Source organism: Amycolatopsis alba DSM 44262, from assembly GCF_000384215.1.
Lineage (GTDB): Bacteria > Actinomycetota > Actinomycetes > Mycobacteriales > Pseudonocardiaceae > Amycolatopsis > Amycolatopsis alba.
The window spans coordinates 1,204,316-1,216,814 of sequence record NZ_KB913032.1 but is presented as its reverse complement, the minus strand read 5'-3'; the positions used below and the strand labels follow the sequence as shown (position 1 = coordinate 1,216,814).

Sequence of the window (12,499 nt, the reverse complement as noted above, 5' to 3'; positions counted from 1 at the left end):
AACCGTCGCCCGCCCGTCCCTATTCCGGCGTTTTCCCGAACCAGCTGTAGTCGCCGGGGATGATCTGCACGTTGTCGGCGATGTCGAGCAACGTGGCCTGATCCCGTTTACCCGAAACGGCGAGCCACCGCCCGCCGTCGAGCTGCACGGCGACCGTGCCGTTCTGATGGCCGAGCGCGCCTTCGCGTTCGGGGAGGAAGAGACCGTCGCGGCCCTTCACCTTGATGGCGACCGGTTCCGCGCCGTCCGGTTCCGGCCGGTCACCGGTGAGCGACGCCGTCACGACCGCCGCCGAGAGAGGCTGACCCGCCTGAGCGGCCTCCAGTTCGGTCGCGCCCCCGCTGATCTTCATGAACGTCTTCACCCCCGACAGTTCCAGGCCGTCGGGCAGCCGCCCGAACCGCAGTTCTCCCGAGACACGGGCGCGGTTGTCCGTGACCATCGCCTCGGCGATCCGCTCGCCGACCGCGCGCGGATCCTTGACGTTGAGCAGCCGCATGGTTAGCAGGTAGACGTCGTCGGGCGACCAGGTCAGCAGCATTCCCTGGCCGTAGGCCTCGACGGCCATGCCGACCCGGCCGCGCACGATGATCTGGTTCGGCGCGGGCGCGATCGTCCACGGCCCGGACCGTTCGTCGCTCAGCGGCGTGCTGGTCAGCTGGATCTGGCCGGAATCACCGCTGCTCCATTCCCGCATCTGCGGCGCTGGATAGGGCTTCGCGCTCCGGGTCGTTTCCCGGAAGCCGTCGGGCAGCCAGCCGGGCTTGTACGGCAGCACCGCCCAGTCGGCGTTGCGCTGCGCGGCCGGGGGGACCGCGGTGAAGGCCCGCAGGCCCAGCGGCACCCCGAGCGCGATGATCGCGACCGCCGCCGCGACCAGGGCCAGTGCCATCGTCGGACGGCTTCGCGACCGCTGAACCAGCGCGTCGCGGATCTCGGCACCGTCGGGCGCCCGCGTCGCCAGATGCTCGAGGCTCTCCCGGATCAGGTCCTCGGTGTTGTCTTCACTCAGTCGGGTCATTTGCGGGCTCCCGTGGGCTGAACAGGCGAGGACGGACCGGTTTCCCTCAGCGTCGCGAGCGCGCGCGAAATCTGGCTGCGCACGGTCGACGTCGCACAGCGGAGCACCGCGGCGATCTCCTCGTCGGAGTAGTTCTCGTAGTAGCGGAGCACGACCGCGGCGCGTTGTTTGCGCGGGAGCTTCGCGAGCCTGTCCAGCATCGCGTCGCGTTCGTCGTACTCGACGGCGTGATCCGAGACCGGCGGGCTCACCAGATCGAGTGTCTCCGGCGACGACGGCACCACGCGGCGGACGGCCAGGCGCCGTCGCCACGACAGGTACTCGTTGGTCACCATCCGGCGGACGTACGTCGGCGGTGAGTCGATCCTCTGCCAGCGTTGCTGGGCGCGCAGCAGTACCTCCTGCACGATGTCCTGCGCCAGGTACGGATCGTCGGTCAGGACGGTCGCGTAGCGCAGGAGCCCGTCCAGGCGATCCGCGACGAACTCGTCGAAGGTCGCAGGCACGTGGTCCCCCTCAGCCGATGGTCTCGCTCTATGGACGCACGAGACCACCGTGCTGATGCACCGGGGGCGGAATTTTCCCGGTGAACGTGATCACCGCACGGCGGTCTCCAGCCGGACGAAGGCGAACCCGGTGGTCGCGAGCTCCTCACCCGAGGGGTCGGTGGCCGCCGGACGGCGTTCGCCGTCGTGCACCACCAGCAGACCGTGCGGGAACAGCGGGCCCAGTGGCCTGGTGGTGATCGCGGCGCCGTCGGAGTGCTCGACCGAGTCGGTGCCGCGGCCTGCCACGATCCGGAAGTCACGACGCGGGGCGCCGGCGCGGTCGTAGACCACGAACCGCGAGTCGCCCTGGCTCGACGCGAGCAGCTTGCCGTCGGCCAGCGCCAGCCCTTCGGCGTCCGCGGTCAGCCACTTGCCGCCGAAACCGGGGTCGGGACCGTCGGCGACGCATTCCTCGGTGGCTTCGTCGAAGCGCTGCGGCGCCCCGAACGAACGCACCTTGTCGATCAGCTCGGGACGGCCGAACCCGGCGCCGTTCACCGGGATGCGCCAGATCCCGACGTCTTCCTGCGCGGCGTAGAGCACGCCGTGCGCGGCGTCGAGCACGGAACCTTCCAGCTGCGGTCGCTCGTCCGGTTCACCGCACGGCGACCACGTCTTCCCGTTCGGCAGCCGGAACTCCGACGGCAGGTCGACCGTGCCGATCGGCGCCGTCCCGACCGTCCCGCCCGGTTTGTCGACAAGTCGCAGCAGTGCCACGCGGGTTTCGTGCCGCCGGGTCACCGCGACCCAGCGCACGCCGGTGCGCGGGTCGCGTCCGGCGGTGAGCCCGTACGCCGTCCGCTGTTCGTCCACTTCGGACTCCGACGCGGAGAAAACCGGTGCGGCGGCAGGATCCGTGACGTCCCGAAGCACTCGCGATCCGGCCGCGGCACCGGCCGGGTCGATCCGGTAGACGCGCACGCGGTCCCGGCCGCGGTCGCTCACCACCGCGAGATCGCCGACGACGTCGACGTTGTTGAACCGTCCGCCCGCGGGCACGGCGAGCTGCTGGAGCTGTCGAGCCTTCAGGTCGAACGCGGCCAGCCCGCCTTCCTTGAGCGTGCCGAGCACCACGCTGGCCGAAGGGTTCTTCGGGTGGATCCAGATCGCCGGGTCGTCGGCGTCGGCGTTCGCCGGGTCCGCGCCCGCGTCGTCGACGAACGCCCTGGTCTGCGCCACGGGCGAGGGATCGGTGCTCGCTTCGGCGGGTGCCCCGGTGAGCAGGGAGGCCGCCAGGAGGGGGACGAGGGCGATGCGCATCCTCGGGAAGCTAGCCGCGCGGGGTGTCCGGCCGGTGAACGCCGTCGGTCAGGTAGTACTGCGCGACCGGGGCCAGCATCGCGACGACCTCGTCCTCCGAGGCGGCGACCAGCGGCGGGAGCCCGATCACGTAGCGCAGCAGCGCGAACCCGACCATCTGCGCGGCGATCCCCGCCACCCGGACCTTCGGCACACCGCGCGCCTCGGCGACCCGCGCCAGCACCGCCCGTTGCAGGAATTGCCGCATCATGGTCGCGACCTGCTCGTTCGTGGTCGCGGACCGGATCATCGCGAGGAAGGGCGCGCGGCCTTCCGGCGCCTGCCACAGGCCGAGGAACGCGCGGACGAGGCGTTCACCGATCTCGTCTTCGGGTCCTTCGAGGATCCGGGGGACCAGTTCGCCGGGGTCGACCGGCAGGTTCATCGACGCGGCGAAGAGCCGCTGTTTGGTGCCGAAGAAATGGTGCAGCAGAGCGGCGTTGACCCCGGCGTCGGCCGCGATGCCGCGGACGGTCGCCCCGTCGTAGCCCTGTTCGGCGAATCTGCGCCGTGCCGCGTCGAGGATCTCCTCCCGCGTCTCGGTCTGCCCCGGCCGCCGCCCCGCCTGTGCCATTCCGCGAGCTTAGAACGCCCTTGACTACGCTTGTCCCCATGTCAGTCGCAGTCAGGGTCATCCCGTGTCTCGACGTCGACGCGGGCCGAGTGGTGAAGGGCGTCAACTTCGCCGACCTGCGCGACGCCGGCGACCCCGTCGAGCTCGCCCGCCTGTACGACGCGGAGGGCGCCGACGAGCTCACGTTCCTCGACGTCACGGCGTCGTCGGGGGACCGCGAGACCACGTTCGACGTCGTCCGCCGGACCGCGGAGCAGGTGTTCATCCCGCTCACCGTCGGTGGCGGCGTGCGCACGAACGACGACGTCAACCGGCTGCTGCGCACCGGTGCGGACAAGGTGAGCATCAACACGGCGGCCATCGCGCGGCCGGAGTTCCTGCGTGAGGCGTCCCGCCGGTTCGGCGCGCAGTGCGTCGTGCTGTCGGTGGACGCCCGCCGCGTCCCCGAGGGCACCGAGCCGACGCCGTCCGGATTCGAGGTGACCACGCACGGCGGCCGCCGCGGCACCGGGATCGACGCCGTCGAGTGGGCCGCGCGCGGTGAAGAACTCGGTGTGGGCGAGATCCTGCTCAACTCGATGGACGCCGACGGCACCAAGAACGGTTTCGACCTGGAACTCCTGACCCAGGTGCGCGCGGCCGTCCGCGTCCCGGTGATCGCCAGCGGTGGCGCCGGCGCGCTCGAGCACTTCCTGCCCGCCGTCGAGGCAGGCGCGGACGCGGTGCTCGCGGCCAGCGTGTTCCACTTCGGACAGCTGAAGATCGGCGAGGTCAAGGGTGCCCTGCGCGCCGGGGGAGTCGTGGTCCGGTGATGACGGACAAGTGGAAGGCCTCCACCGAGGTCAAGGTCGTCTGCGCGCTGCTGCTCGGGCTCGGTCTCGCGTACGTCGGGATGGCCGCGGTCCTCATGTTCGCGCCGTATTCTTCGGCGCGGACGTTCCTGCTGCCGGGAACGTCGGTGGTGCTCGGCGGTCTCGTCGTGGCGGGCCTGGTGCTGAAGATGCGTTCGGCGCGGTTCGCCGGTTTCGGCGTCAGCTTCCTGTTCGCGTTGCTGCACGCGCTGTCCATGCTGGCGGCGGAACTCTTCTGGGTGAAGATCGTCTCCGGGATCCTGTTCGCCGGATACATCTACACGGCGGTCCTGCTCAACTCGATGCCGGTGAAACGGCACCTTCTCGGAGCCACGAATGACGCTTGACCCCGCCCTCTCGGATCGCTTGAAGCGCAACGCCGACGGGCTGATCGCCGCCGTCGTCGTCGAACACTCCACGTCGGACGTCCTGATGATGGCGTGGATGAACGACGAAGCGCTCGAGCGCACGCTCACGACCCGGCGCGGGACCTACTATTCGCGCAGCCGCAAGGAACTGTGGGCCAAGGGCGAGACCTCCGGCCACGTCCAGCACGTGCGCGAGGTGCGGATCGACTGCGACGGCGATACCGTCCTGCTGCGCGTCGACCAGACCGGCCCCGCCTGTCACACCGGCACGCACACCTGCTTCGACACCGACGAACGGCTGCTGCTGGCCGACGAGAGCGAGAACCCGTGAATGTCGTCGCCAACGTCCTGGTCGGCATCGTCGCGCTGATCCACCTGTACATCGTCGTGCTCGAAATGTTCCTGTGGACGACCCCGCGCGCCCGAGCCGCCTTCGGCACCAGCGAGGAGTTCGCGAAGGAGAGCGCGCCGCTCGCGGCGAATCAGGGGCTGTACAACGGTTTCCTCGCGGCCGCGCTGATCTGGGGGCTGATCGCGACCGGAAGCACGGCCTGGCAATTCAAGATCTTCGGTCTCGCCTGCGTGATCGTGGCCGGGCTCTACGGGACGGCGACGGCGAGCAAGCGGATCTTCTTCGTGCAGGTGGTCCCAGGCACGCTGGCGTTGATCGCGGTGCTGATCGCGGGCTGAGCGGGACCTCGGCCGTATCCCGGAAACCTCTTCGCGGGCGGCGGCAGGCTGGCGCCGAGGGTTCGTCACCGTGCGGCCGGACTACGGCCTGGAGATCGAGGAGCACGAGGCCGCGGTTTGCGACGTGCGGTTCCCCGACGGCGAACAGGTCACGCTGCGGGGGTTGCAGATGTCTTTCCGCAACGGCCACCGGTTCGCCGGGAAGGCGGAGGTCCCGGTGTGGATCGGTGGCGAGGGGCAGAACCGGACAGTGCTGTTCATGCTCGGCCGTACCGAGACCTGCTACCCGGTCCCGGTACGGACGGATCCTTGACCCTGCTCACTTGAACGCCCGGCGAGCGCTCGCGGTTGCCTCGGAGCGAGATGGAACTCGTCGTCTGAGGAAAGCAGTGGTTGCTCGGTAACCTCAGCGGATGAAACCGGGGCGAGGGAAGAGAAGATCGGCTGAGAGCGGCCGTCCGAGGCGACGTCGGCACGTCGCCGGGCTGCCGTTGTCCACCGCGGATGTCGACGTCGTCAAAGCGTTGCCGCGCAGACGGTACACGAAGAAGTGGCCACCCCGCTGATCTGGAAACTGTCGCGGTTCGAGAACAGGGCGATAGCTTTGACGGTGTTCTGGTTGGCTTTCTTCGTCCTCTGCCAGATAGCCGCTGACAAGTCCGGCTACGAAGTGCTGGTCCCGTTGTCCTTGGTGGCCTTCTTAGGCTTTCCGGCGTCCTCGTACGCCGCCTGGCTCTGGAGCGAACGGTATCGCTCGGCAACGAGGACCGGCTTGCGTGAGGCGACGGCGACGGTGCGGCCGGGCCGGCCGTTCCCGAAGATCGACCTGTATTTCGAAGACGGCTACAAGTTTCTCGCGATGCCGGACCATCCGCGGGAGGACTACGAACTCGCGGCGAACATCACGATTCTTGTCGTTCCTCCACGATCGCGGCTTTCGCCGCGTGGTGTGAAGGCCTCCTTGCCTACCCTGAAGGTAGTGAAGGCCCCCTTCACTACCTTCGAGATCGCCGCGCTCGTCCAAGGAATCTCCAGTCGGGCGGTTTCGCGTGATTGCGTGGACGGCACACGTGACTGGATGGACGACTCGCGTGACTGGACGGACGACACGCGGTGGGACCCGGCCGCGCGCGTGTCGTCCGTCTGATCACACGTGACGTCCACTCGGTCACGCGAAAGTACCGGTGGTCTGTCGCGGGCCTGGCGTTCGCCACACATGTACCTCAGGCGAGCGAGAGGGGGCTGGGCTGGGTCAGTCGATGTCCCCGGTCAGGTACCGCTGCACCGTCGGCGCGATCGCGGTCACCAGCGGCTCGATCTCGCTTGTCGCCATCGGTTCGAACTTCGCCACGTACCGCACCAGCCCCATCCCGACCAGCTGCGACGCGCAGAGCGACGTCCGCAGTTCGGCGCGGTCCGAGCCGATGTCCTTGATGATCCTCGTGAAGAAGTTCTGGAAGAAGCCGCGCAGCACCAGCGCGGCCTGCTCGTGCCCGGCGACACTGCGGACGAGCGCCTGGAACACCTCGCCGCCCGCGCCGTCCCAGCGGGTGAGGAAGGTCCGCACGATCCGGCGGCCGAACTCGTCGTCGGGCCCGTCACGAAGCTCCGCGAGCAGTTCGTGCGGGTCGAACGGCAGTTTCAGCACGGCCTGCGCGAACAGCCCTTCCTTGCTGCCGAACCAGTGGTTGACCATCGCCGCGTCGACCCCGGCGCGGGTCGCGATCACGCGCACTGTTGCGCCGTCGAAGCCGCTCTCGCCGAACACCGCGCGCGCCGCTTCGATCAGCGCGGTGCGGGTGTCCTGCCCGCCGGGCCGCCGTCCCCGGCGGCGGACGGTAGTCTCTTCACCAGCCATGGCGTCATCATGAACGGACCCGGCGCAGAATTCAACAATCCTTGAATTCATCCCCCGGTCCCCGGCCGTCAGGTCGTTGCAGCACAATGAGAGACATGGTCAGCGCCGCAAACGCCAGCCCGTCGGGGCTCGGCTCGGTCAGCCCTTCGCGCGACGAGTTCCGCGCGCTCGCCGAGGGCCGTCGCGTCATCCCCGTTGTCCGTCGCGTGCTCGCCGACGGTGAGACCCCCATCGGGGTCTACCGCAAGCTCGCCGCCGACCGGCCGGGGACGTTCCTGTTCGAATCGGCGGAGAACGGCGCTTCCTGGAGCCGATGGTCGTTCATCGGTGTCCACAGCCCCGCCGCGTTGACCGTGCGTGACGGCGAGGCCGTCTGGACCGGCACCCCGCCGGTCGGCCTGCCCACCGAGGGCGACCCGCTCACCGTGCTGCGCGAGACCGTCGCCGCGCTCCACACCGAGCAGCTGCCGGGGATGCCGCCGCTCACCGGCGGGATGGTCGGCTACATCGGCTACGACGCCGTCCGCTGGCTCGAACGGCTCCCCGAACTCGCCGAGCGCGATCTCGACATCCCCGAGCTCACCATGCTCCTGGCGACCGACCTGGCCGCCTTCGACCACCACGAAGGCACGGTCACGCTGATCGCCAACGCGGTCAACTGGGACGACTCGCCCGAGCGGGTCGACGCCGCGTACGACGACGCCGTCGGGCGCCTCAACGCGATGACCAAGCAGCTGCACGTCGCGGCCCCGGCCACGGCCGCCGTCTTCGACCGCCCCGCGCCCGAGTTCACGCGCCGCCGCTCCAAGCCGGACTTCCACGCGGCCGTGGAGAAGGCCGTCGAGGCGATCAAGGCGGGCGAAGCGTTCCAGATCGTGCCGTCGCAACGCTTCGAGATCGAGACGCGGGCCGACGCGCTGGACGTCTACCGCGTGCTGCGCACGTCCAACCCGAGCCCGTACATGTACCTGCTGCGCCTGGACGGCTTCGACATCGTCGGATCCAGCCCGGAATCGCTGGTCACCGTGCGGGACGGCCGCGCGACCACGCATCCCATCGCGGGCACCCGGTGGCGCGGCGCCGACCCGGAAGAGGACGCGCAGCTGGCCAAGGACCTGCTCGCGGACGAGAAGGAGCGCGCCGAGCACCTGATGCTCGTCGACCTCGGCCGCAACGACCTCGGCAAGGTCTGCAAGCCCGGCACCGTGCGCGTCGTCGACTTCTTCGACGTCGAGCGCTACAGCCACGTCATGCACATCGTCTCGACGGTCACCGGCGAACTCCTCGACGACAAGACGGCCTTCGACGCCGTCACCGCCTGTTTCCCGGCCGGGACGCTCTCGGGCGCGCCGAAGGTCCGCGCGATGCAGCTGATCGAGGAGCTGGAGCCGACCCGCAGGGCGCTCTACGGCGGCGTCGTCGGTTATCTCGACTTCGCCGGGGACGCCGACACCGCGATCGCGATCCGCACCGCGCTGATGAAGGACGGCACCGCGTACGTCCAGGCGGGCGGGGGAGTCGTCGCCGATTCGGTCGCCGATTACGAGGACAACGAGTCGCTCAACAAGGCCCGCACCGTGCTGTCCGCCGTCGCGGCGGCACAGACGATGATCGCGGCGGACGAACTCGACCTGGCGGGTGACAGCACTCGTGTCTGAAGCCCCGGAAAGCGAAGCCGCGGAAAGCGAGGCCCCGGAAACCACCGCCCCGGCGGCGAAGAAGGCCAAGCGTCCACTGTGGATCGCCGTGGTGGGTCTGCTGCTGGGCGCGGTCGCGCTGTGGGGTTCCTCGCAGCTCGTGTGGTTCGCGGAGTTCCGCGACGGCGGGGTGCGCGGCACCATTGTGTACACGGAAATCGGTTCAACGCGGGCGATCGCGCTGATTCCGCTCGCGCTGCTGGCGCTCGCCGGCACGGCGGGGCTGATCGCCACCGGCGGCTGGCCACGCCGGGTACTCGGAGTGGTACTCGCCGTGGCCGGTGCCGCCGCGGTGTGGATCGGCGTGGCGGACGGCCCGTTCACCGGCTTCGCCGACGGCCTGCCCGTGGCCCAGATGCTGGGAGCACGCGGGCTCGCGATCCTCGGGGGAATTCTCGTGGCCGCGGGCGGGTTGGCAGCCATCAAGGGCGCGGGCCGGATGCCACGCCTCGGCGCGAAGTACGCGGCGCCGGGCGCGAAGAAGCGGGCCGCCAAGGATCCGGAGACCGAGCTGTGGGAGGCGCTGTCGGAAGGCGAAGATCCCACCGCGACCCGGTGACGGCGACGGATTTCGCGGGTTTCGGGGATCTTTCCCGGCAAAGATGACACGGTTGGCATTCGGAGTAACGGACATACCCGGAACCAGACCGTATCCGTGCGGGGGTTAGCATCGTTTCGGCGGGAAGGGGAAGGTTTTTGTGAGCGACCTTGCGAAGGAATCCGTGAGTACGACAGCCGGTGAGGGACTCCGGTGAGCGTCCTCGAAGACATCGTCGCCGGCGTCCGTGCCGATCTCGCCGAACGCGAGGCGGTTCTGCCGTTCGACGAACTGAAGAAGCGCGCGACCCAGGTCGCGCCTCCCCGTGACGTGCTCGCGGCCCTGCGCGAGTCGGGTATCGGCGTCATCGCCGAGGTGAAGCGGCGCAGCCCGTCCAAGGGCGATCTGGCCGAGATCCCGGATCCGGCCGCGCTGGCCAAGGACTACGCCGACGGCGGGGCCAGGGTCATCAGCGTGCTGACCGAGCAGCGGCGGTTCGGCGGTTCGCTCGCCGACCTCGACGCGGTCCGCGCGGCGGTGGACATCCCGGTGCTGCGCAAGGACTTCATCGTCAGCCCGTACCAGGTCCACGAGGCGCGGCTGCACGGCGCGGACATGGTCCTGCTGATCGTGGCGGCGCTGGAGCAGAACGCCCTGATCGCGTTGCTGGACCGGGTCGAATCCCTCGGGATGACGGCGCTGGTCGAGATCCACAACGCCGAAGAGGCCGACAAGGCCCTCGAAGCCGGCGCGAAGGTGATCGGCGTCAACGCCCGGAACCTGCACACCCTCGAGGTCGACAGGGACGTCTTCTCGCGGCTGGCCCCCGGTCTGCCGATGGACGTCTTCAAGATCGCCGAGTCCGGTGTCCGCGGTCCGGGCGACCTGATGTCCTACGCGGGCCACGGCGCCGACGCCGTCCTCGTCGGCGAAGGGCTCGTCGCGTCCGGTGACCCGAAGGGTGCCCTGGTCAAGCTGGTCACCGCCGGTTCGCACCCCGCGTGCCCGAGGCCTTCCCGATGAGCGTCGAGTACACCGAAACACCGCACGGCGAGCACGACCCGGACGGCAGGGGCTACTACGGCCCCTACGGCGGCCGGTTCATGCCCGAGGCTTTGATCGGCGTCGTCGACGAGGTCGCGGCCGAGTACGACAAGGCGCGGACCGACCCGGACTTCCTCAACGAGTTCCGCCGCCTGCTTCGCGATTACGCCGGCCGTCCGTCGCTGCTCACCGAGGCCAAGCGCTTCGGTGAGCACGCCGGCGGCGCCCGGATCTTCCTCAAGCGCGAGGATCTGAACCACACCGGTTCGCACAAGATCAACAACGTGCTGGGCCAGGCGCTGCTCACCAAGCGGATGGGCAAGAAGCGGGTCATCGCCGAGACCGGGGCCGGACAGCACGGCGTGGCCACCGCCACCGCCTGCGCGCTGCTGGACCTGGAATGCGTCGTCTACATGGGCGAGGTCGACACCGAGCGGCAGGCGCTGAACGTCGCCCGCATGAAACTGCTCGGCGCCGAGGTCGTCCCGGTGAAGACCGGTTCGCGCACGCTCAAGGACGCGATCAACGAGGCGCTGCGCGACTGGGTCACCAACGCCGAGGACACGCACTACCTGTTCGGCACCGCGGCGGGGCCGTACCCGTTCCCGATGATGGTGCGGAACTTCCACAAGATCATCGGCGAGGAGGCCCGCGCCCAGATCCTGGAGCAGGCCGGACGCCTTCCGGACGTCGTCGCGGCCTGCGTCGGCGGCGGGTCCAACGCGATCGGCATCTTCCACGGCTTCATCGACGACGCCTCCGTGCGCCTGGTCGGTCTCGAGCCGGGCGGCGAGGGCATCGAGGGCAACCGCCACGGCGCCACGCTCACCAAGGGGACGCCGGGCAACCTGCACGGGGCGATGACGTACCTGCTGCAGGACGAGGACGGCCAGACCGTCGAGTCGCACTCGATCTCCGCGGGCCTCGACTATCCGGGCGTCGGCCCGGAGCACTCGTGGCTCAAGGACAGCGGCCGCGCCGAGTACCGGCCGGTGACCGACGCCGAGGCGATGGACGCGTTCAAGCTGCTTTCGCGCACCGAAGGCATCATCCCGGCCATCGAGTCGGCCCACGCGCTCGCGGGCGCGCTGGTGCTCGGCCGCGAGCTGGGCCCGGAGGGGCTCATCATCGTGAACCTGTCCGGTCGCGGCGACAAGGACATGGACACCGCCGCGAAGTACTTCGGCCTGGTGGAGAACGCATGAGCGCGCTGGACGAGATCTTCGCGAAGACCAGGGCCGAGGGGCGCGGCGCGCTGATCGGCTACCTCCCGGCGGGCTTCCCGACGGTCGACGGGTCGAAGGACCTGCTGGCCGCGGTGGTCGACGGCGGCGCGGACCTGGTCGAGGTGGGCGTGCCCTACTCGGACCCGGTCATGGACGGCCCGACCATCCAGGCCGCGTCGGTGAGCGCGCTCTCCGGCGGCTTCAAGCTCAAGCACCTGTTCGAGGTCGTCGAGTCGGTGTCGGCGCGCGGCGGCAAGGCCGTCGTGATGACGTATTGGAACCCGGTGCACCGCTACGGCGTCGACCGTTTCGCGCGGGACCTCGCCGCCGCGGGCGGGCTCGGGATGATCACCCCGGACCTGATCCCGGACGAGGCCGACGAGTGGATGACCGCCTCCGAGCAGCACGGCCTCGACCGGATCTTCCTGGTCGCGCCGTCCTCCTCGGAGGAGCGGATCGCGAAGACCGTCGCGGCCGCTTCGGGCTTCGTCTACGCCACCGCCGTGATGGGCGTGACCGGCGCCCGTGACCAGGTCGGCGTGCACGCCGAGGACCTGGTCGAGCGGACCCGCGCGCATACGGAACTGCCGATCGGCGTCGGGATCGGCGTCCGGTCCGGCGAGCAGGCGGCGCAGGTCGCCGGGTTCGCGGACGGCGTCATCGTCGGCTCGGCGCTGGTGACAGCCGCTGCGAGCGGCGTCGACGCGGTACGCGAGCTCTCGGCCGAACTGGCCGCGGGCGTGCGGAAGGCCGTCGCACCAGCTTGAGAAGTACATGAAGGCCCC

Annotated in this window: 16 protein-coding genes; 11 read left to right on the top strand and 5 right to left on the bottom strand. The window is 69.7% G+C overall.

The window, feature by feature from the left end; translation table 11 throughout:
- Nucleotides 1-19: 19 nt before the first annotated feature.
- The 4 genes from AMYAL_RS0105550 to AMYAL_RS0105535 all read right to left on the bottom strand — a co-directional run bounded on the left by AMYAL_RS0105550 (nucleotide 20) and on the right by AMYAL_RS0105535 (nucleotide 3,442).
- Nucleotides 20-1,021: a hypothetical protein gene (locus AMYAL_RS0105550; protein ID WP_020630323.1), complete on the bottom strand. Its 1,002-nt coding sequence runs from the start codon at nucleotides 1,019-1,021 to the stop codon at nucleotides 20-22.
- Complete coding sequence (locus AMYAL_RS0105545; protein ID WP_020630322.1) at nucleotides 1,018-1,527, bottom strand: SigE family RNA polymerase sigma factor; 510 nt, start codon at nucleotides 1,525-1,527, stop codon at nucleotides 1,018-1,020. The genes AMYAL_RS0105550 and AMYAL_RS0105545 overlap by 4 nt, the downstream gene beginning before the upstream one ends.
- A 90-nt stretch (nucleotides 1,528-1,617) precedes the next feature.
- Entirely contained in the window at nucleotides 1,618-2,829 is a 1,212-nt protein-coding gene (locus tag AMYAL_RS0105540) for a phytase (protein ID WP_020630321.1), read from the bottom strand.
- A 10-nt stretch (nucleotides 2,830-2,839) separates the two neighbouring features.
- On the bottom strand, nucleotides 2,840-3,442 hold the full coding sequence (locus tag AMYAL_RS0105535) for a TetR/AcrR family transcriptional regulator (RefSeq protein WP_020630320.1): 603 nt from the start codon (nucleotides 3,440-3,442) through the stop codon (nucleotides 2,840-2,842).
- A 38-nt stretch (nucleotides 3,443-3,480) separates the two neighbouring features.
- Between AMYAL_RS0105535 and hisF the strand changes: the two genes are divergently transcribed.
- The 6 genes from hisF to AMYAL_RS0105505 all read left to right on the top strand — a co-directional run bounded on the left by hisF (nucleotide 3,481) and on the right by AMYAL_RS0105505 (nucleotide 6,498).
- A complete protein-coding gene (gene hisF / locus AMYAL_RS0105530) occupies nucleotides 3,481-4,254 on the top strand; it encodes an imidazole glycerol phosphate synthase subunit HisF (protein ID WP_026466775.1) in 774 nt (257 codons plus the stop codon).
- On the top strand, nucleotides 4,251-4,640 hold the full coding sequence (locus tag AMYAL_RS0105525; RefSeq protein ID WP_026466774.1) for a hypothetical protein: 390 nt from the start codon (nucleotides 4,251-4,253) through the stop codon (nucleotides 4,638-4,640). The genes hisF and AMYAL_RS0105525 overlap by 4 nt, the downstream gene beginning before the upstream one ends.
- Nucleotides 4,630-4,992 (top strand): phosphoribosyl-AMP cyclohydrolase, encoded by a 363-nt coding sequence (hisI, locus tag AMYAL_RS0105520; protein ID WP_020630317.1) that lies wholly within the window; start codon nucleotides 4,630-4,632, stop codon nucleotides 4,990-4,992. Before AMYAL_RS0105525 ends, hisI begins: the two co-directional genes overlap by 11 nt.
- Nucleotides 4,989-5,351, top strand: a complete 363-nt coding sequence (locus AMYAL_RS0105515) for a DUF1304 domain-containing protein (protein WP_020630316.1) — start codon at nucleotides 4,989-4,991, stop codon at nucleotides 5,349-5,351. Before hisI ends, AMYAL_RS0105515 begins: the two co-directional genes overlap by 4 nt.
- Nucleotides 5,352-5,421: 70 nt before the next feature.
- Nucleotides 5,422-5,664: a hypothetical protein gene (locus tag AMYAL_RS0105510; RefSeq protein WP_020630315.1), complete on the top strand. Its 243-nt coding sequence runs from the start codon at nucleotides 5,422-5,424 to the stop codon at nucleotides 5,662-5,664.
- 237 nt (nucleotides 5,665-5,901) lie between these two features.
- Nucleotides 5,902-6,498, top strand: coding sequence for a hypothetical protein (locus AMYAL_RS0105505; protein ID WP_020630314.1), 597 nt, complete (start codon nucleotides 5,902-5,904; stop codon nucleotides 6,496-6,498).
- Between the two features lie 105 nt (nucleotides 6,499-6,603).
- Here the strand turns inward: AMYAL_RS0105505 and AMYAL_RS0105500 are convergent, their stop codons facing one another.
- Complete coding sequence (locus AMYAL_RS0105500) at nucleotides 6,604-7,209, bottom strand: TetR/AcrR family transcriptional regulator (protein WP_020630313.1); 606 nt, start codon at nucleotides 7,207-7,209, stop codon at nucleotides 6,604-6,606.
- A 95-nt stretch (nucleotides 7,210-7,304) separates the two neighbouring features.
- Here AMYAL_RS0105500 and AMYAL_RS0105495 point away from each other — a divergent pair, with 95 nt between their 5' ends.
- The 5 genes from AMYAL_RS0105495 (at nucleotide 7,305) to trpA (ending at nucleotide 12,481) form a co-directional block, all read left to right on the top strand.
- Nucleotides 7,305-8,867 carry an anthranilate synthase component I gene (locus AMYAL_RS0105495; protein ID WP_020630312.1) on the top strand — a complete coding sequence of 521 codons (1,563 nt, stop codon included), beginning with the start codon at nucleotides 7,305-7,307 and terminating at the stop codon, nucleotides 8,865-8,867.
- A complete protein-coding gene (locus tag AMYAL_RS0105490) occupies nucleotides 8,860-9,465 on the top strand; it encodes a Trp biosynthesis-associated membrane protein (protein ID WP_020630311.1) in 606 nt (201 codons plus the stop codon). The genes AMYAL_RS0105495 and AMYAL_RS0105490 overlap by 8 nt, the downstream gene beginning before the upstream one ends.
- Before the next feature lie 192 nt (nucleotides 9,466-9,657).
- Nucleotides 9,658-10,467: an indole-3-glycerol phosphate synthase TrpC gene (gene trpC / locus AMYAL_RS0105485; RefSeq protein WP_020630310.1), complete on the top strand. Its 810-nt coding sequence runs from the start codon at nucleotides 9,658-9,660 to the stop codon at nucleotides 10,465-10,467.
- Nucleotides 10,464-11,693 (top strand): tryptophan synthase subunit beta, encoded by a 1,230-nt coding sequence (gene trpB, locus AMYAL_RS0105480; RefSeq protein ID WP_093976546.1) that lies wholly within the window; start codon nucleotides 10,464-10,466, stop codon nucleotides 11,691-11,693. Before trpC ends, trpB begins: the two co-directional genes overlap by 4 nt.
- The gene (trpA, locus tag AMYAL_RS0105475; RefSeq protein ID WP_020630308.1) at nucleotides 11,690-12,481 is read left to right on the top strand and encodes a tryptophan synthase subunit alpha; all 792 of its coding nucleotides are present in this window, start codon (nucleotides 11,690-11,692) and stop codon (nucleotides 12,479-12,481) included. The genes trpB and trpA overlap by 4 nt, the downstream gene beginning before the upstream one ends.
- Nucleotides 12,482-12,499: the final 18 nt, after the last annotated feature.